The organism is uncultured Aquimarina sp., assembly GCF_947500065.1.
GTDB lineage: Bacteria > Bacteroidota > Bacteroidia > Flavobacteriales > Flavobacteriaceae > Aquimarina.
On the sequence record NZ_CANMQT010000002.1, the window covers coordinates 296,595 to 316,866 of the forward strand.

11 protein-coding genes and 1 tRNA gene are annotated in these 20,272 nt (G+C 34.2%); 2 read left to right on the plus strand and 10 right to left on the minus strand.

Annotated elements, in window-relative coordinates; genetic code table 11:
* Positions 1-79 precede the first annotated feature (79 nt).
* A complete protein-coding gene (gene galE, locus Q0975_RS06815) occupies positions 80-1,096 on the plus strand; it encodes a UDP-glucose 4-epimerase GalE (protein ID WP_299434681.1) in 1,017 nt (338 codons plus the stop codon).
* A gap of 80 nt (positions 1,097-1,176) precedes the next feature.
* Here the strand turns inward: galE and Q0975_RS06820 are convergent, their stop codons facing one another.
* The 7 genes from Q0975_RS06820 to Q0975_RS06850 form a co-directional block, all read right to left on the minus strand.
* The gene (locus Q0975_RS06820) at positions 1,177-3,252 is read right to left on the minus strand and encodes a peptidylprolyl isomerase (protein WP_299434682.1); all 2,076 of its coding nucleotides are present in this window, start codon (positions 3,250-3,252) and stop codon (positions 1,177-1,179) included.
* Positions 3,253-3,401: 149 nt separating this feature from the next.
* Positions 3,402-4,094, minus strand: coding sequence for a lysoplasmalogenase (locus Q0975_RS06825; protein ID WP_299434684.1), 693 nt, complete (start codon positions 4,092-4,094; stop codon positions 3,402-3,404).
* 73 nt (positions 4,095-4,167) lie between these two features.
* On the minus strand, positions 4,168-5,436 hold the full coding sequence (locus tag Q0975_RS06830) for a hemolysin family protein (RefSeq protein ID WP_299434686.1): 1,269 nt from the start codon (positions 5,434-5,436) through the stop codon (positions 4,168-4,170).
* A gap of 203 nt (positions 5,437-5,639) precedes the next feature.
* Positions 5,640-6,197 (minus strand): LPS export ABC transporter periplasmic protein LptC, encoded by a 558-nt coding sequence (lptC, locus tag Q0975_RS06835; RefSeq protein WP_299434688.1) that lies wholly within the window; start codon positions 6,195-6,197, stop codon positions 5,640-5,642.
* Positions 6,197-7,567, minus strand: a complete 1,371-nt coding sequence (locus Q0975_RS06840) for a tetratricopeptide repeat protein (RefSeq protein WP_299434690.1) — start codon at positions 7,565-7,567, stop codon at positions 6,197-6,199. Before Q0975_RS06840 ends, lptC begins: the two co-directional genes overlap by 1 nt.
* A 16-nt stretch (positions 7,568-7,583) precedes the next feature.
* Positions 7,584-8,831 carry a hypothetical protein gene (locus Q0975_RS06845; RefSeq protein ID WP_299434692.1) on the minus strand — a complete coding sequence of 416 codons (1,248 nt, stop codon included), beginning with the start codon at positions 8,829-8,831 and terminating at the stop codon, positions 7,584-7,586.
* Positions 8,828-9,559: a type III pantothenate kinase gene (locus tag Q0975_RS06850; protein ID WP_299434694.1), complete on the minus strand. Its 732-nt coding sequence runs from the start codon at positions 9,557-9,559 to the stop codon at positions 8,828-8,830. The genes Q0975_RS06845 and Q0975_RS06850 overlap by 4 nt, the downstream gene beginning before the upstream one ends.
* Before the next feature lie 208 nt (positions 9,560-9,767).
* On the opposite strand from Q0975_RS06850, the gene Q0975_RS06855 reads away from it, so the two are divergent.
* Positions 9,768-9,840 (plus strand) — tRNA-Phe (locus Q0975_RS06855).
* Positions 9,841-9,963: 123 nt separating this feature from the next.
* Here Q0975_RS06855 and Q0975_RS06860 read toward each other — a convergent pair.
* The 3 genes from Q0975_RS06860 to Q0975_RS06870 form a co-directional block, all read right to left on the minus strand.
* On the minus strand, positions 9,964-11,175 hold the full coding sequence (locus Q0975_RS06860; RefSeq protein WP_299434696.1) for a cytochrome-c peroxidase: 1,212 nt from the start codon (positions 11,173-11,175) through the stop codon (positions 9,964-9,966).
* A gap of 465 nt (positions 11,176-11,640) precedes the next feature.
* On the minus strand, positions 11,641-12,459 hold the full coding sequence (locus tag Q0975_RS06865) for a T9SS type A sorting domain-containing protein (RefSeq protein WP_299434698.1): 819 nt from the start codon (positions 12,457-12,459) through the stop codon (positions 11,641-11,643).
* Positions 12,460-12,500: 41 nt separating this feature from the next.
* Positions 12,501-20,183: a matrixin family metalloprotease gene (locus Q0975_RS06870; protein WP_299434700.1), complete on the minus strand. Its 7,683-nt coding sequence runs from the start codon at positions 20,181-20,183 to the stop codon at positions 12,501-12,503.
* Positions 20,184-20,272: the final 89 nt, after the last annotated feature.

The window sequence follows — 20,272 nt, forward strand, 5'->3', positions numbered from 1 at the left end:
TTTATCTGTTTTTAGTTAAGTTATACCAGGGATTATTAACTTTACAACTTCACATCAAAAAACTCTTAAAAAGTAAAAAATGAAAATATTGGTAACTGGTGGTTTGGGGTTTATAGGATCACATACAGTAGTAGAATTACAAAATGTAGGATATGAAGTTGTTATTATTGATAACTGCTCTAACTCTTCTGTAGATGTATTAAAAGGCATTAGTACAATTACAGGAAAAGAACCTATTTTCGAGAAATTTGATCTTAGGGAAAAAAGTAAGGTTCAAGATTTTTTTACTCGTCATGCTGATATTAATGGTGTAATTCATTTTGCAGCATCAAAAGCTGTTGGTGAAAGTGTAGAAAATCCATTATTGTACTATGAAAATAATATCAATGTACTCATATATATTCTGCAAGAGTTACAGAAAAAAGATAAAACCAATTTTATATTCAGTTCTTCGTGTACCGTTTATGGTCAGGCAGATGAACTACCAATTACTGAAAATGCACCGGTAAAAGCTGCAGAATCTCCGTATGGAAATACCAAACAAATTGGAGAAGAAATCATACGTGATACGTGTAAAGTAAAATCAAACTTACATGCTATTGCTCTACGTTATTTCAACCCCGTTGGAGCACATCCTTCTGCAGAAATTGGTGAACTCCCTATAGGAGTTCCTCAAAATTTAATTCCATTCATTACCCAGACAGGTATTGGACTTCGAGAACAACTTTCTGTTTTTGGTGACGATTACCCTACAGAAGATGGAACTTGTATTCGGGATTACATACACGTAGTTGATTTGGCAAAAGCTCATGTAGTTGCGTTACAACGTCTTTTAAATAGTAAAAACACAACTAACTACGAAGTATTTAATGTTGGAACGGGAACTGGAAGTTCTGTATTAGAAGTGATAAAATCTTTTGAAAAAGTATCTAAACAAAAATTGAACTACAAAATTGTAGATAGAAGAGAGGGTGATATCACAGCTGCTTATGCCAATACTGACAAAGCCAATAATGAACTAGGCTGGAAATCTCAAAGAAATCTAGATGAAGCATTATCCTCTGCTTGGAAATGGGAGCAAAAGGTGAGAGGTTAGCATTAAAAAGTAATATTTATAAATAAAAAAATCCTGAAGACACATCTTCAGGATTTTTTATATCTAACTCTTCTAGTTTATTAATAGAAATTAGCTCTTTTATCTTCTATTTCAGCCGCTTCTTTTAGTGCATTAAACACTTTAGAATTAACTGCATTAGCCTGCGTCTTCGATTCTTGTGATGCATAACTCATATATGTATCTAAACCACTAGCTGGTGTTTTCTTAGTTACTTCTACTACATATACTCCATTACTACCCACAATTGGCCCAGAAATTTCACCAATTTCTAAAGCAAAGGCAGCTCCAACCACTTTAGGCTCTGTTCCAGCTCCACTTATAGTAGGAGTTTTCATACTCAAAGCAGATGCAGTTTTCACTGTTTGAGATTGATTTTTAGCAATATCTGCCAAGGTACTTCCTGAAACTTTCTTTTTAAGAATTTCTGCTTTTTTCTCTTTAATAAGAATAGGCTTTACAGAAGCGCTAGCATCCGCTACTTTTTGTACTCCTTTAGAAGCTTTTGCTGTCAACTGCACAACCGCATATCCATCAGTAACATCAAAACGTTTTACATCACCAACCTTAGTTTCCTCCTTAAATGCCCACTGCACTAAAGTTCTTTGAGAACCAAGTCCAGGAACATTTTCTGCTAATTCACTGATCTTATTTACAGGACGAATAGTATATTCATTTTCTTTAGCTTTCTCTGCAAAATCAGCATCTTTTGTAGCGATCTGGAATTTTGTAGTTTCCGTAAATATAGCATTTATCGTTTTTTCACTAGCTTCAATTTCTCTAGCTATAGTACCAACCTTTATCGCTTTCTGTTCATTCTTTTTATCCTCGACAGTTATAATATGGTATCCAAAAGCAGTTTCTACTATTCCCATATCTCCAACATTATTATCAACAATATAGTCATTGAAAGCAGGCACCATTGCTCCAGGAGCAAAATAACCTAAATCTCCTCCTTTATCTTTATTAGAAGTATCTGCAGAAAAATCTTTTGCCAATGTTAAAAACTGAGCTTTATCAGTTTTAACAACAGATAATAAGCTATCAGCTAATACTTTAGCTTCTTCTTTTGTTCGTTGAGTATCTCCTGCTGTACCTAAACCTTTCCAAGAGACAAGAATATGACTCGCTTTCAATGAATCGTGAAGTTGTTTCTGAGCAACAATCTTAGATATCTTTATGTATTTTCCATCTTTATAAGGTCCAAAAACTTCTCCTACAGGAAGATTATATAATGTATCTGCTACAGATGCTGGTAAATTTTTCTTAAATACAAAACGGTCGTTATATTTTAGTGCAGAACCTTTATCCAGGTTTATAAATTCTTCAATATTTTCAGCAACTTTTAATGCTTGTACATCTTTAGCTACTTCTGCAGTTAACTCATCTTCATCTTCTTGGCTTGGTTCTTCTTTGAAGAACACATATCTCATACTTCTTGAAGCTTCAGCCTTGTACAATTCTGAATGTTTATCCACATACGCCTGAATTTCAGCATCCGAAACATTAACTTCTGAATCTTCTATTCCAGAAAACGGAAGTTGAACATATTTAATATCCACTACATCATTTTCCATTTTATATGCTAATTCACCTTCCTTAAGTGTAACACCAACTCCAGCTTTGATCATATTAAGGTATGTTTGCTCTAAAGCACCTTTACCTAAAGAAATTTTATAATCTCTCCATTGTTGATATGCTACAGGATTCTCTTTGATACTAGCAACATATTCTTGCATTTTTGCTTTATCAAACACACCTGCATCATTCTGAAAAGTTGGATTATTAGCCAATCCTTCTTCTAGTAATTGATTCACTTGATCAGCACCAGCTCTAATTCCTAGTTCTTCAAACTGTCCGTCAAAAACTATTTGTCTAACTTCCTGATTCCAAACATAGTTTACTGTCTGTAGATTAGATCCATTGGATCCAAAATTCCTAGATGCTGCTTCAACTTTTTTTGCAAAATCAGTTCTATCAATTTCTTTCCCGTTTATTGTAGCAATTGTATTTGCCGCTTTTTGAGAAATAGCTCCTCCATTTCGAATCAAATCCGCTAATACAAATGAGAAAAGCGCTAATGCGATAATCACAATTAAGAAAACGGAACGTTGTCTGATTTTATTTAAAACTGCCATTATAAGTTTAATTTATTGAAATATAGTGGGCGAAAATACCATTTTATTAGAATATTACCAATTAAAGACAGAAAGTCTTTACAACTTTTTTCGGTTTTTATTTTTGAAGAAATTTCAGATCTTATTATCTAAGGCTTCAGAATCAAAATTTAACCTCTATCTTCCTGATTTAAAACACCGTATACAATTAAGAATTGTGCAATTGCATAGGTAGACATTATAAGAATATTTCCCAGAAATAATGACGTATGAAACATATTGATTGCCAAAAGGCTATCTGAAAGCATAAAAAAAAGCGATCCTATAAAAACTAAACCATAACTTATATGTGGCACCATACCTTTTCGTAAGTATGCCATATTTGACATCGTTAAAATTATAATCATATATACAGCAACTGGCATCAGTAATGCTGCTAAACCTTCTTGAATAACACAAAACAAAACAGCCCCATAAACCAACGTAAAAATTAAGAATACTGTTCCTTTCCTCTTTTTATTTCTCTTTTTTGCAAAAACCAATACATAGAAAATGTGAGCCATTAAAAAAGAAGCCAAACCACCTATAAAAAACAATGAATGCATTTTATCAAACAACAAAAACACATCTCCAATTAAAGAAAAGATGATAGCTAATAGCATATATCTGCGTACTCCTTTTGTTAACATGGAGTTGTTTTTAATAAAAAAAACTAGTAAAGCTATTAGAATTGAAGGTTTCGTAAAATACCTAAAAACTTCAAAACCCTCTAGACTGCCACATATCAAATCAAGTATCACTATGAAAGCATAGCACCAAGCAAAACGAATAGTATTAGTTTTTGAGATAACTTTTTCACTCATTGTTCTTCATTTTTTCTGATTAAAAGAACAAGATAGGAACTATTTTTTTTTTAATAAGGTGTAAGAAACAATATCAATCCTCTGATAGGATTTTTAGCTCTACTATTTCAATTTTGGTGTTGGAAGTCTCAATAATATTGATTGTTACTGACTCAATATTTACAACATCTCCTTGTTCTGGAATTTCTTCAGTGTGATTAACAATCATCCCACCCAGTGTTTCGTAGTATTCACTTTCTGGCAGATTTAATTTATAGGTTTCATTAATGTAATCCACTTCCATTCTCGCAGAAAAACGATAATGATTTTCTTCTAGTTTCTCTTCAATAAGATCTATAGAATCATGCTCGTCTTCGATCTCACCAAAGAGCTCTTCTACAATGTCTTCTACCGTAATAATTCCACTTGTACCACCATACTCATCAATAACGACTGCAATACTTTTATGCTTCTTAGTTAAAAGATTAAGCACATCTTTTACATACATCGTTTCAGGAACGAAAACCACCGGAAGCAATATGGAACTTATAGATTTAGGCTTTCTGAACAATTCAAAAGAATGCACATACCCTATAAGATCATCAATCGTTCCTCTATAAACCAATACTTTAGACAAGCCAGTATCAATAAAAAGCTGACTAACCTCTTCTAGAGATTGAGATTTTTCTACAGCTATAATCTCAGTACGAGGAATCATAACCTCACGTGATTTTACATCCGAAAAATCAAGAGCATTCTGAAAAATTTGAATCTCACTATCAATTTCATCATGTTCTTCTACCGTTTCCATTTGTTCGTTAATATAATCTCCTAATTCAGTCTTACTAAACGCAAGTTGAACCTCATCTCCATCTGTCTTAAAAAATTTCTTTAGGACTAAATCAGATATCCAGATAACAAAAGAAGATATAAACCAAAATAATAAATAAAAGAAATAAGCGGGTAGCGCAAAGATCTTCAATAAAGTATTTGCATAAATTTGAAAAAACACTTTAGGAAGAAATTCTGCGGTAAGCAATATGACTAGAGTAGATATGATAGTTTGTAGCAACAAGTTAATGCTTCCAGCCATATCTGGATAATACCCTTGAATAACATCCATTAACAACTCGCCCATATAAAACCCATAAACTACTAAGGCTATATTATTACCCACTAACATGGTAGCAATAAATTTTGAAGGTTTTTTTGTTAATCGAGATAGTATGTTAGCAAGAAATCCATCTTGCTTTTTTTCTATTTCGATATGGATTTTATTAGACGATATATAGGCAATCTCCATCCCAGAAAAAAAAGCAGATAGAATAACAGAAAGTACAATTACTATAATTTGTAGTTCCATTAATTATTCTTGTTATTGGCATCAAATCTTTTCCGGAAATTTCTTTTGAAAAAAAACATAAAAATTGCTACTCCTGCAAAACATAAATACAAAATGCTTCGGCTATCTTCCTTTCCCCATTCTTCATATGCTTGGTATAAGAAAAAACACATTATTGCGAGATAAGCGAACTCAAAAAATCTAAAAATTTTCATCATATAAGTTTATTCTTCGATGAACATTATTCCTTCATTGATGCGAGAATTCAATATAGTAAAATCCTGATTAGCATCAAAACCATCAGCTTCATTAACAGTGCCATCTGGAAGATAACTTTTGTATGGCTGATCCGTAAATACCCAATTTATGCTTTGATCCCAATATAGTTGACGCGCTATAAGATGTGTGCTATCTGCTGTTTTTATATCTACGTTCCCTCTCATATCAATGAGTCCCGTGTTTTTATAAAAAATAGCATAATCTGATTTAACCACACTTACTTTACCATCTTTATCAATGATATCTAAAATAATACCTTCTGGAAACTCCTGGTATCCAAAATTTTTATTTGTATAATCTTTTACTTTGGGGGTTTTAAGAATTGCAGTAAGTCTACCAGAATCAGTATATTTTAGATTCACCTCATATGCTTCTGCAACTGGAGCATCTTCTGTTATATTATAGTTATTAGTTTTTGACACATTTGATTGACATGAAAAAAACAATGTCACAGCAAACGCTGTGACAAAGTTTAATAATATATATAAATTCTTTTTTTGCATTATAGCTTCGGTACTTTTACCGTTTCACCAATCCAACATCCTATTTTTACTGAAGTAATTCCAGGATTATTAAAGATATCTGTTTTAGAAGGTGCTTTTGCTTTATAATTTGCTGCTGCTGCTGCCGAAGTTTTCTTTAAACTAGGATCTACTCTCCCTGCTCTTCTTGCATAATTTTCAGCTAACCAATATACTGCTCTTTTACTAAATACATCAGATCCACAGCTATTAGCACTTTTAGCAACCATCGTCGCAATTCTTAAATAAGCAGTACCAAATGAAGGTTTATTAGCTAGGGCTTTCTTGTAGTAAGATCTAGCTTTACTATAATTACCTTGTTTTTTCACTACTTCTCCAATTCTAAAATACACTTTAGCCTTATCACTTGCTTTTGTTTCTAACTGCGCTGATTGGTTAAAGTATTCTAAAGCCTTAGATGTTTTTTTATCTTTAAGAGCTAATATTCCTAAGTAGTATGCTGATTTTGCAGAAGGATCTGCCTTATGCAATGCTTCAACTAACTTAAAGAATAACGGATCATCTGTACATTCTTTTGCAGACATTCTACTTGCTGCTCCTTTTAACCAATTAATATCAGTCTTTTTACCTTCGAATTGTCCGTTATAAAGAGGTATTAAATTTTTACAATCTGCTAATTCTCCTAGCTTTTGATTGATTCCTCCTTTTACTTTACTGTAAGCTCTTAGGTTTATCCCAGCATTTTTAAGGCTTCTCTTTTCCTTAGAAGTCAACGCTGCACCTGATTCTTCTTTCTCACTAAGCGTAGCTATTGTCTTCGCTTTCTTACTTTCTTCTTCTTCTATTTTTTCAGTAATATTATCATACAAATTAAATACATCCTGAAGCTCTTTTTTTCCACTAGCCTGCAAATCAACTAACAAAGAAAAATACGTGTATAATTTTTTAGGTCTCTTAAAGTTTGTTTTATCTTCAGTATACGCCTTATCAAACTCAGTAAATTGACTTTCAGCAGTACCCATTTTATTATTATACATAATCTGACCAATATCAGAATACATATCTCCTACCTTAGTTTTAGCAGGAAAATACTGAAGACGTTCTTTCCACAAAGCAATCATATCATTCGCAATAGCAGTTTTTTCTGCTCCAGTTGCTTTTTTATATTTACTCTCAAGTAATTTTTTTCCAAACTGAAAAGTAGCAACACTGTGCGTAGGGCATTCTTTTCTTACTTTCCATAAAGGCTCTTCTGCCGCCTCATAATTTTTCACCTTCGCATGCTCGTAGGCTATAGATGCCGTCGTAGCACAGTCAGTAGCTTGAGCACTAACACTTGTAGCACTTAAAACTAATCCTGCTGCTATTGTATATAAAAATTTAGTATTCATAGCTGTATAATTGTAGTTAATTAAATTTCACTTTTCTAAACCATTTATCATTTAGTGACAAACTTAATGATAAATTAAAAAATTCCTCTTTTACCAGTCCTGCGTTTGTTGTCCCTCTTGTTCCGAACTCAAAACCTACATTGGCGTTAGAGAATAGTCTTCCAACTGGTAACCCTACTCCAAAAGATATGCCAAACTCATTAATTGCTTGTCCATTTATGTTTAAACCCGTTTCTTCATACCTGAATCCAGCTCTATAAACAATTCTATTAAGATAGCTGGTCAAAGAGTTATATTTAGGTATGTAGTACCCTCCTAATTTCACTTTCGAAGCATTTTCATACACTACATTATCTGTTGTAAATGATCTATTATCAAATTTACTAGCATTAAAATATGTATATTCTGCTCCAACAAACCATTTTTTTGATTCTCCAATTCCTCCTCCTACTTTTACTTCTGCGGGAAGATCTAAATCTCTGTCAGCGACCTCTATATCTTGTCTTTGCACAACTCTTTCTGCTCCATTAGATGCCACTTGAACTGTCGCTAACTCTAAAGTGTTTTCAGATGCTAGTTCAAATGATGGAGTAGAAACAATCGACGTTGTCAATTCTAACTTTTCAGTTAACATTCTCTTATAAACAACACCAAAAGACAAGCTAACCCCAGACAAATCAGAATTATTGATTTCTCTAGTATCAAATTGTAGTTCTGGGCGTCTTAAAAGCGCTTTGTTTTCAATATTTCCAAAGTTATAATTAATATCCAAACCAACACTTAAATTCTCGTTAACTTTAAAGCCCGCCGCAACGAATACTTTATTAAGACCACCTGTCCCAAAGAACTGATTCTCAGAACCATCACTATTAAAAGAGTTCGTTTGATATCCAACAGAACTAACTGGAATAACTCCAAAACCAAAACCAAATCTACCCGCTGGAATACCAATTGCAAGGTAATCCAAAGATGCATTATCCTTATAAGAATCATCTCCTGCGGCATTATCAAGATTCAACGCATTATAATTAGCACCTAATGTATAGGTAGTTAATCGTAATTCTCCATAGGATGCTGGATTCTGAAGATTTAAGTGAATACTATCCGTAAGTATACCTAATCCCCCCATCGATCTATTTTCTACTGTTCCCTTGAACTTCTGTAATCCTACTCCGTAAAAAGAGTATGGAGAGGAAGTTCCTTCCTGAGCATAAGATACACTGGTAACTATTACCAGAATTACTAATAAAATCTTCTTTATCATTGACTATTATTAAAAGCTAAAATGTGATTTAGTCCCTCCAACAAAAAATTAGAGGTGGCAAATATGCTATTTTTTAATCTTTTAGACAAAAAATGTGCATCTCCTCCGGTTAAAATAACTGTTAAATCTGGGTAAGTGTTGCAATATTCATCAATTGTACCTTTAATTTCGTACAAAACACCATTCACAACTCCAGAATGTATGGCTTGATTTGTTGTATCTCCAATATGATTTTTTGGGGATTCTAAATCTAGCAAAGGTAATTTTGAAGTAAAATTATTTAAACTAGTATATCTTAATCTAAGACCTGGTGCTATCGCTCCACCTAAATATTCTCCTTGTTTATTTTTAAAATCATACGTAATGCAGGTTCCTGCGTCGATTATTAATACATCTTTTCTAGGAAACTGATGAATAGCGGCTGCTACTAGAGCTAACCTATCCACTCCAAGAGTAGTAGGTGTTGCGTATAAGTTTTTAAAAGGCATATGTATCGTATGATCCAGGATCATTGTGCGAAACAAATCTTTTACAAAACTCACATCTTTCTCTTTAATACTTGCAACCGAAGAAAGTAAAGCTTGATCGATAAGAGGATAATCGTGATGAATTTTCTTAATAACCTCTAAAAAACTCTCTGGCTCCATTGTTTCTTTATGAACAATCGAATCTCCTTCAAAAACACCAATCTTTATAGAAGTATTACCAACATCAATAACCAGATTCATCTATCTATTTTTATTATTTTAATTGATCAGACATCGTTTATCCAAAGTCTGAAAAAATTTGTGATAATAATTGAGATAATTGCAGCTTCTGTATTACAGCATATTACACTCCTTTATTTACAAGTTGGTAAAAATACAAAACGATTTTTTTATATTTTTCTTTTGAGGATTAAAAAAAGCGTTATATATTTGCATCCGCTTACAGCGAGGTGCCTTAGCTCAGTTGGTAGAGCAAAGGACTGAAAATCCTTGTGTCCCTGGTTCGATTCCTGGAGGCACCACCTTAAAAACCCGAACGTTTGTTCGGGTTTTTTGTTTTTTCAAAGGATTTTCAATTATGTAATGAAATTCGGATCCATCAAAAATCCTTTAATTAAATTTTCTGTCTAAATGCCTAACATCAATTAATTACTTAAAAAAGGATTGCTCCATTTCTCGTTGGCATATACATCATTTCCTGTAAGAGTTTTCATAAAAAATTCTATGGCTTCCATTTCTGTTTCGGTAAGATTCAGTTGCTGACCATTTTGTCCCGGATCACCTCTCAATCTTGGATCCAGATTCGTGTTTCCGGTTGCGTCGATTGCGTTATAATGTTCTACAACTTCAATCATAGATGCTTTGCCGGCATCGTGCATTAAATTTCCATTGAGCAAACCATTTGGTCCAAAAACATCCCGAAGTGTTGGTGCTCTTGTTACTTTTTCGTCTGTAACTGATATATCTCCAAAAACTCCAATAACGCCATTATTTAAACTCCGAGGATCAATATCAAATTCTGGTGCCCTATGACATCCCATACAACCAGCACCTCCCTGATTCGGTGGATCCATAAATAATCGTTTTCCCTGATTCTCCTGCGTAGTGAAGTTGGGAAAGTTTTGGTTAATATTATTAGTCTGTGAGAGTCCCTGATCAAATCTAGAATCAAAGGATTGTATACTTCTTATAAATTGCGCTATACTTTCCTGAAGTCGGGTTTCAGTAATTTGCAAATCTCCGTACACGTGTTCAAAAATTACCGGATAGTATTCTGTATCTGCAAGTTTTGCAAGTAAATCGTTTAGTGACGGATCTCCATCTTGTCCACTAAATCCCATCTCTGCGTGATCCTGTATAGGCTGAGTAGTTTGTTGTTCCAGCGTAGCCGCTCTTTCATCCCAGAAAAAACGGACCTCATCCGAAAACCGACTGTTAATCAGCCTCATACTATGCCTGCCGGTTGCTCCATTGACTCCCTGGCTTACAGCTACCTGATCACCAAAGGCAAAAGCTTGTTGGTGGCAGGATGCACAAGAAATGGTGTTATCCACGGATAGATTTTTATCATAAAATAATATCCTTCCCAATGTAGCCTTTTCATCAGTTATCACATTGGCTGCCGTATTATCTTTGGTAATATAAGCAGGAATCTCCTGGTTCTCATAATTGGCTAAACCATTAAAATCAATGGAATTGCCAAAATAATCTGATATTAATACTGAAAGTTCAGTACTTATCTCTTCATCCTCAGATTCTATAGAAATATATCCATCATCTGATTTACAAGAGTGCAAAAGGAATTGAAAAAAAATGACAATAAATAGCGTCTTAGAAACATATTTTGGGGCTTTCATATGGGTTAGTTGTTTAAAATTAGTTTATTATTATTAGGCTTTGGGACTTCTATTTGGTTTAAAAACTGCCCAGAAAAATCCCAGGCAGTTATCAGCGGTGATCTTGCCAATGTTATTCTGTTACAAAGCCCCTTATCTCTTTGCAAAATCCCATTGACAACTCACTAGATTATCTAAATCAAGCAAAAGATAATATCATTATGGTATAAAACATAGCTGAGTAAAACAATATTAAGGTTATGGATAGTCTATGTTTTGCAATCAATCTTTTCACCATACTATTGTTTTTTAATTTTAGGGATACTTTCAAATCAGCCTTAAGCTATCACAATGATTTTCTACATCTGTTTTGGTTTGTTATGCATATGTAAACCGTAACACGTTTTTACCAAAACCTGCATCATTGTTGCTTATATCAAAAATTAATTTCGTTAATACTAACGTATTATCGAAATCAATGTATTATTACTTCTTGAGAATTTGTTTCACATCAACCCCCTTCTCGGTAAAGATGTGTACCGAGTACATTCCATTTGGTAATGAAGCCATTTCGACCTCATTATTAGCGGTTGTCAACACCTTTTGACCTATGGTGTTATATACAACAACCTGTTCTACATTGTTTGTGATGTAAAGCTTATCTGTTGTTGGATTTGGGTATACATCGATAACCTGGAAAGTAATATCCAGATTGGATAGCAAATTAAACCCGTGGTTATTGTCTCCACTTTGACCCAAATATCTGTTCTCAAAACTTACACTGCCATCATCATCCGTGTCCACTTGAAAAAAACTATCCAAAGCTCCATTCAATGCAGAAGAACTCGCTGGAGAACTCTCGTTATCTACAAGACGAACCTCTCCACTGGCAGGATCACCGTTAACCGTAAAAGTCAGTAAGTTAATAGGCTGTGCATCGGTATGTGCTCCGATTCCTATACCGGCAATGTCGGTATTGATAAAATAATAGTCAAAGTTGGATACATCTGCATCCACACCAGAAAGACCATTCAAATTTGAACCATCTACAAAAGTTACTGTTTCTGTAGCTCCAGATGGCAATGCTTCGGTAACCGTAAGGTCTACCCCATCAGGAAGCTCTATAGTGAAACCGTAGCTGTTGGCCAATGGAGAAAAAGATCCGGAATCAAAGTTGGATACAGCTGCCACCGTATAGCTATAACTTCCATTATCTAATAAGGTAAATGTATAGCCCTGAGCGCTGGTAGTAAATACACAGCATAATAGGCTTACTATAAGGATATAATAGGTTGTATTTTTCATAATTTGTAAATAGTTATGTTATATCAAAAAGGGGTTAGGAATTATTTTCTATATTTCTTCTCAAGGTTCTTGCGCTCCTGTAAGGTAGCATCTATAATTTCTGGCAATTGAGCTTCTATAGGCCACGAAGGAAGGCTTAAAAAGTTGGCCGGATTGGCAAGAACGTTCTGTAAAATGATAGGGACATCTGTATTGGTTCCTGTGTATTGGGAGGTCTGATCTAGATTCAGGTCCGTTTCGGTATACTCATCAATACTCCACGATGGTAAGCCCAAAAAGTTACTCGAGTGGTTCAACACAAAAGATAAAATGGTCGGTGTCTCCGGGGCACTACCGGAATATTGAACAATACCATCGGCATTGGCATCTCCTGCCCACATGGCCACTACGCCATCTGGCATTCCAGAAGTCGTTTGGGCATTCGTACCGTAAGTAATCTCGTTTGTGGCGTTGGTAAAGTTGACGTTGTGAATAGGACCACTTATTAATGTGACCGGACTTACTGTCATGATACCTAAATGATTTCTGTGTCGTACGCTAATATAGTAGAGGTCATTATCTAAAGCAATAATTAAATCAGAAATACCATCTGCATCAACAACATCACCATCGCGTTGTAATAGTGCAGATTGCGAGTAGCTTACTGTAGAAGGATCTGTTGAATCTCTAAATTCAATCAATATCCAATCTACGATGGCATTATTGCCTGTGGTATCGAATACGGACGCATCACAAGTTAATCCATCACCATACGGACTTGTGGTTGGTATTAAACCTGCAACACGCAGGTCGTCTCGCATTAGGTTTTCTTCGCCTGTATTTGGATTTAAAGCTGCACCTTGTAAAAAGACATCAATTGCAATGGTATACTCTAAGGAACAATCCTCACTAAAACTTGTAGAGGTATCAACACTTGTCCAATTTGTTGTACTGTATGATGCATCGTCAACTTGCATACAGGCTAAATCTGGATTATTATTACTAGCATAAATTGAAATGTTTGTATTGTTGCCGTTTTGAAGGTTCACACTTGTCAATGCATTGTCATTTACTAAAAACCATTCTAAAGCAACATTAGTAGAGGCATCTAGTGTGGTAATTGCATTGTTGTAACACACAAATTCTACCAATGCTGTATTACCAGCAATATCTATACTAGACAATAGGTTGTCATTAACCCATAATTTTTCGAGTAAGATATTATTAGAAACATCGATAGTTGTTATAGGATTGTTACTAGTATGTAACCATAGTAAAGCTGGATGACTAGAAACATCAATGGAAGTAACGCTATTGTTAGAGAAAATTAAATATTCTAAAGCAGTGTTATTGTCTACGTTTAAGCTACTCAAATCATTTGATTCTATACTTAGATAAGTAAGGCTTGTATTGCTTGATAAGTCTATGCTTGTTAAAGCATTTTCTCCTATAACGAATGTGGCTAAGTTTATAGACGATGATATATCTACGGTACTTAAACTGTTATTACTTAATGACAATGAATTAAGAACACTTAAACCGGTGAGATTAACGCTTGTTAATCCATTGTTGCTACACTGAATTGTTTCTAAATTAGTATTCCCGCTAAAATCCACAGTAGTTAAATTTGGATTATTATTACAAATAAAGGTTACTAAACTACCATTGGTTGGTAAACTTAATGTAGCAAGGTCATTAGAGTCTAAATCTACCGTTTCTAAAAGCGTATTATTACTAAGGTCTAATGATGTTAAATTATTTACTTCCGCGTCTAAATCAACAAGTGCGGTAAAATCTTCAATTCCTGTTAAATCACTAATACTTTTGCTACTCACATCTAATGAAGTAACTACTTCAATGAATGCTGTTGGAACTTGCCCATCTCCAGAAATATCATCATATCCCAACACTTCCAATTCTGTTTCAAAAACAGCATCTGGAATAGCAGTATAAGCGATTTCACAAACGGTATCACTAAAAGAAGTTTGTGTATCTATAGTAGTCCAATTTGTAGTGCTATAATTAGCGTCATCTACTAGAATACAATTCAAATAATTATTATCAGCTGTAAAATTAGTAATGTTTGTATTATTTCCATTTTGAACATTTAAAGAAAGCAACGCATTATTATTAACTGTAACTTCTTGTACTGAAGGATTATTAGACAAATCAATAGTAGTTAATGAGTTATTATTCACTCTGAATCTTGTTATTAAAGGATTGTTGCTAACATCCAAAGAGATAAGTTGATTGTTGTTGATTTGTAAAATCCCCAAATCTGGTTGATTGCTTAGATCTATAGAGGTTAAATTATTATTTTCAATACGTATATCAGTTAATAGCGGGTTGTTTGATATGTCTAAGGTTTCAAAATTATTTGTTAGCGCCCATAATCTTGCTAAAGACGTTAAATTAGACAAATCAACACTACTTAGCTCATTATCACTAATATAAAGAGACTCTAACCCTACAAAATCTTCTATACCAGATAAGTTAGTGATAGACAAACTCCTAACATCTAAAGAAGTTAATGCTTCAACTTCTGCTGTTGGTACCTGGCCATCTCCAGAAACATCGTCATATATTATGGCTTCTAAGGCAGTTTCAAAATTAGCATCAGGAATCAATGTATACCTACAATATTCAGCTTCTGTAAAACTGGCATGATCGTCTATTACTACCCAATTTGTGGTACTATAATCGGCATCATCTACTTGAATGCACGTTAGATTATCATTATTATTTACCGTAAATTGTGCAATACCAGTGTTAGCACCATTTTTTACGCTTAATTTAGATAGGTTAAGGTTGTTTTTTATTTCAAGAGAATCCAAACTTGAGTTTAAACTTAAATCTATAGTAGTAAGATTATCCAAATTACTAAGTGTTAGTAATCTTAGCAAGGTATTATTACTTAAATCAATATCTGTAAAACTTTCGTTATCGGTAACGGATAAATCTTCTAAAAGGATATTAGATGAAAAATCAATGGAACTAAATATGTTATTTGAAGAACTAACTTTCTCTAGTAGTGGACAACTTGTAACATCAATACTAGCTAGATCAACATTATTGCTACAAGATAACTCTACTAAATTTGAATTACTTGTTAGGTCTAAAGATGTTAGACTGTTTGAATCAACATTTAATGTTTGAAGCGCAACAAAAACCTCTATACCCGATAGGTCTGTAATTGAGCTATTAGATGCATCTAATGTGGTAACCACCTCTATTAATTCAGTTGGAACTTGACCATCTCCGGAGATATCATCATATCCTAAAGCCTCTAAAGCGGCTTCAAAATTTGCATCTGGAATAGTTGTATAATTACAGTTGGTATCACTAAAAAATGATTGAGAATCTATATTGGTCCAATTGGTGGTACTATAGGCAGCATCATCAACAATAATGCAAGTCAACTCAGAATTATCTATCGCATTAAATCCCGTAATGTTGGTATTATTCCCGTTATTGATATTAAGGTAGGATAAGTTATTTTGTTGCAAAGCCACAGTTTTTAAAACAGTATTGGCACTTAAATCAAGGGTTGTAAATGCATTTCCGTTGAGTCTTAATTCAGATAAAAGCGTATTATTGCTTAAGTCTATTTCTGTAAGTCCCAAACCGCCAACGTGTAAAGTATTTAAGGATATATTATTTGTAACATCGATACTAGTAATATTGGTAGAATAGCATTCTAGTTTCTCTAAGTTTGAATTGTTAGAAGTATCTAAAACAGAAATATTTGTGCCAAAAATATTTAAAATACGTAAAGCTGTGTTATTTGAAATATCTAGACTTGATATATTTGTGTAATAACATTCTAGCGTTTCTAATAGCGGATTGTTACTTACATCTAAGGTTTCTAAATTACCATTACTCATTAATTTTAAGCTTGTTAAATTTAGGTTATTTGATACATCTATTGAAGTTAAATTATTACTTCTTGCATCTATAGATGTTAAAGCTGTATTATTTGTAAGATCTAAGCTAGTTAAACTGTTTGTTCTACAGTCTAATGATTCTAAGGCAGTAAAATCTTCAATACCTGTTAAATCTGAAATTGATTGTGATTGTACAGATAAGGAAGTAACAGTGTTTATAAAAATTGTAGGTACTTGTCCGTCACCAGAAATATCATCATAACCCAGTGCTTCCAATCGCGCTTCAAAATTAGCATCAGGAATTGCCGTATAGTTACAGTCAACTGCACTAAAACTAGTTTGCGAATCTATATTTATCCAATTTGTTATACTATAGGCTACATCATCTACTACAATGCAAAATAAATTACTATTACCGGTAGTGTCAAATGTTTGGATTAAAGTATTAGTGCCATTTTGAATGTTAAACTCAGTTAATTGATTGTCGTTAACTTCTACATACGTCAAAGCTGTATTAGAAGACAAGTCTAAGCTTGAAATTTGATTATTGTATAACGTTAAATGGTTAAGTGAAGTGTTAGTATTAGTATTTAACGATGTTAAGGAATTTGAATAGGCTGAAAGTTCTTCTAAATTGGTGTTCTGAGAAATATCTAAACTTGTAAAGCCACAAGAATTGGCCTGAAGATATTTTATACTTGTATTATTCGATAAATCTAAGGTTGTAATGCTATTGTCTGATATATTTAAATCAATTAGAGCTGTAAAATCTTCAATTCCTGTAAAATCAACGATGCTCTCACTAGATAAATCTAAATTTGTAATGCCTTCAATTAAAACTGTTGGAACTTGACCATCTCCTAAAATATCATCATAACCTTGAGCTTCTAATGCGGTTTCAAAATTAGCATCTGGAATGGACGTATAGACGCAGTAATTAGTTTCTGTAAAATTGGTTTCACTATCTATGTTCCCAGACCAGTTTGTATTGCTGTAGTCTTCATCGTCTACCAAAATACACGAAAGACTTGCATTGTTAGTGGCATCAAACAATGTAAAATTGGCGTTGTTTCCGTTTCTCACATTCAATGAATTTAGCAAGTCATTATCAGACACGTCTAATACAACTAATGCGGTATTGGCAGAAACGTCAATACCCGTAATATCGGTTAGCTCTAAACTCAACTCCGTCAGATTAACCAACGCGGTAAGATCAATATTAGTCAAGGGATTATTATCCAAACTCACTTTTTCTAATAACGTATTATTGGATAAGTCAATAGATGACAGTCCAATTTGGTAGAAATCTAATTCAGTTAATGATGTAAAATCCTCTAGGCCGGTAACGTCATTTATAGAGTTATCACCAATTTGTAAGCTAGTTACATTTTCAATTAAAGCGGTAGGGACTTGTCCATCATTAGAAATATCGTCATAACCTAAAGCTTCTAAGGCGGCTTCAAAATTGGTGTCAGGGATTGTAGTATACCCGCAATAGGACGTGTCACTAAAATTAGTAGTAGCCTCTACATTAGTCCAATTGGTTGTACTATAAGCTGCATCGTCTACCAGTATACAGGTAAGATTTGCATTTCCTGTAAAGTCTGTAGAGCTTAAAATTGTATTCGCGCCATTACGTAAGTCTATACTGGTTAGTGAGTTATTACGTACGTTTACTTGCGTTAATGCTGCGTTAGTACTTAAATCTAGTATTGATAAGCTGTTATTTCGTATGGCTAACACTTCCAGTAGTGTATTATTGCTTAAATTAATTGTAGTTAAGTTGTTAAAAGCCCCGTAAATATCTGTTATGTTAGGACTATTACTAATATCCAGCGTTGCAATGCTATTTTCTCTGAAAGCAACTGTAATTAAAGCGGTATTAGCACTTAAATCCAAAGTTGTTAAACTGTTGTTTCTTACCTGTATGAATTGAAGCGCTGTAAAATCTTCAATCCCAGTTAAATCAGAAATATTGGAGTATTGAACATCCAATGAGGTTACATTTTCTATTAAATAAGTAGGTACTTGCCCGTTTCCCGAGATATCGTCATAGCCTAAAGCTTCTAAAGCAGCTTCAAAATTAGCGTCTGGTATCGCTGTGTAACCATAAACCGTCAGCGTTGCCTGATCTGTATTGAGAAATTCACTACAATTATTTTCAAGATAAGCTCTGTAAAAAAGACCATCGTAATTTGCAGGAACATTACTTAAAGTCAAGGTGGCTGTTGTTGTTCCCGAATAGATGCTATCATCAGAAAGTGCAGTCCAGGAGTTACCATCTGCACTACTAAACCAAGATACAGAATCGTAACCTGATGCGGTTACCGAAAATTGCCCGGAACCATTTTCTCCGATACTGATATCTTGCGGTTGCGAACTAATAGCTATATCATCACAGCACAACACATTTGACGACATTGGTGTTACACCACATCCGGGTGACTCTGTAAACTCACCCATAACATATTGCGCAGCTGCTATATCGTTAGATGCAAGATTGTATTTATTCTCTCCGGCACCTAAACTGTAATGCATAACAAGATCGGTATCTATAACGTGACCTAATTGATGTGCATGTCCTAATTCGTGTAAAGCCACTGTCTTAAAATCGTACTGCGAACTCGATGGATCACCGTTGCCATAATACCAATTAGTGCTATCATCCCAGGTAATATCAATTTCGTTTACAATCGCTTTTCCTGTAGAAACACAAGACCCTAGATATCTTGTGGTCACCTGTCCCAAGACACCTGATGCCAGTTCACTTCCATTGTCAAAACGTACAATATTAACACCATCTTCTACAGACTCATCCGTAGTTGTCGTACCGTCAAAAACAAAATTTATGCTCGACTCACAATTCCATAGTTCAAAGGCGTCCTCAAAATAAGTTTTAGCAGAACTCGTATCGAAGTCGGTATGATACACAAAGGTAAATCCGCCATTACCATTATCATCCTGAAGTACATTTGGATATTCATTGGTACCTGTTGAGCCATTTAAATGACTATAGCTAATTGTTAAGGGAACCGTTGTTGTTTGAGATTCATTATCGGTATTGGTCACCACAATACTTCCTGTTCCGGCCAAATACGGAATCTCCACCTGAATTTCGGTGTTACTCCAACTGATGACCTGAGAATCGAGCGCTGTTGTATAACTTGAAGCACCATCATTGGCATTAGAGAATCCAACAGATCCTGTATCTGTACCAAAGTTATTACCTGTAATAGTTAAAACTGTTTGGGTACCAGCCGTTGCTGTAAGTGGTGAGAAGCTATAAACAATCGGAGCGGCCTTGGCAAAGGACTTGGATTGAGCAACCGGACGGTTTTTAAGATTTGTGAATGCACGATTTGTAGAAAGTTGAATTCTGCCATACAGTTCATTTTCAATAGAAGGATATTTATTAAAAAGATCAGATGCTTCATCTGTATACTTACTATACTTTACGACACCCTGAGCAGCAGCAACCAATTGATAAAGTCTGCCTTCAACATTCATCTCTTTATTAAAATCTTTCATCAGGAAAATCCCTGTGGTTCCTTTCGATAGATTAGGAGCACTCGAAGTGATCTGTATCGCTCCATCAACCTGTCCACCCAAGGTAACCACCTTAAGAGTATTTCCGGTACTTCCTTTGAAACTTTTATAAGTCTCAATCGTATGTACTGTATAAATATTTCGCCTTTTGGTATCCCAGTGCGCTTCACTAGAGACAATGACACCTTCTATAATAATCGAGGCTTCAGCTATCCGCTCCTTTAGCGAAATAGGTTTCATTAATGCGCTACACTCCTGCGCAAAAATCGAGATGGGTAAACATAGAAAAATTAGGATAAGTACAATTCTCTTCATTTGGGATGCTTTACTATTAATACTTGTTACTTTACAGCATAAAATTCACCAAATGCTACATGTTTATATTGTGCTTTGGGGCTTTTACA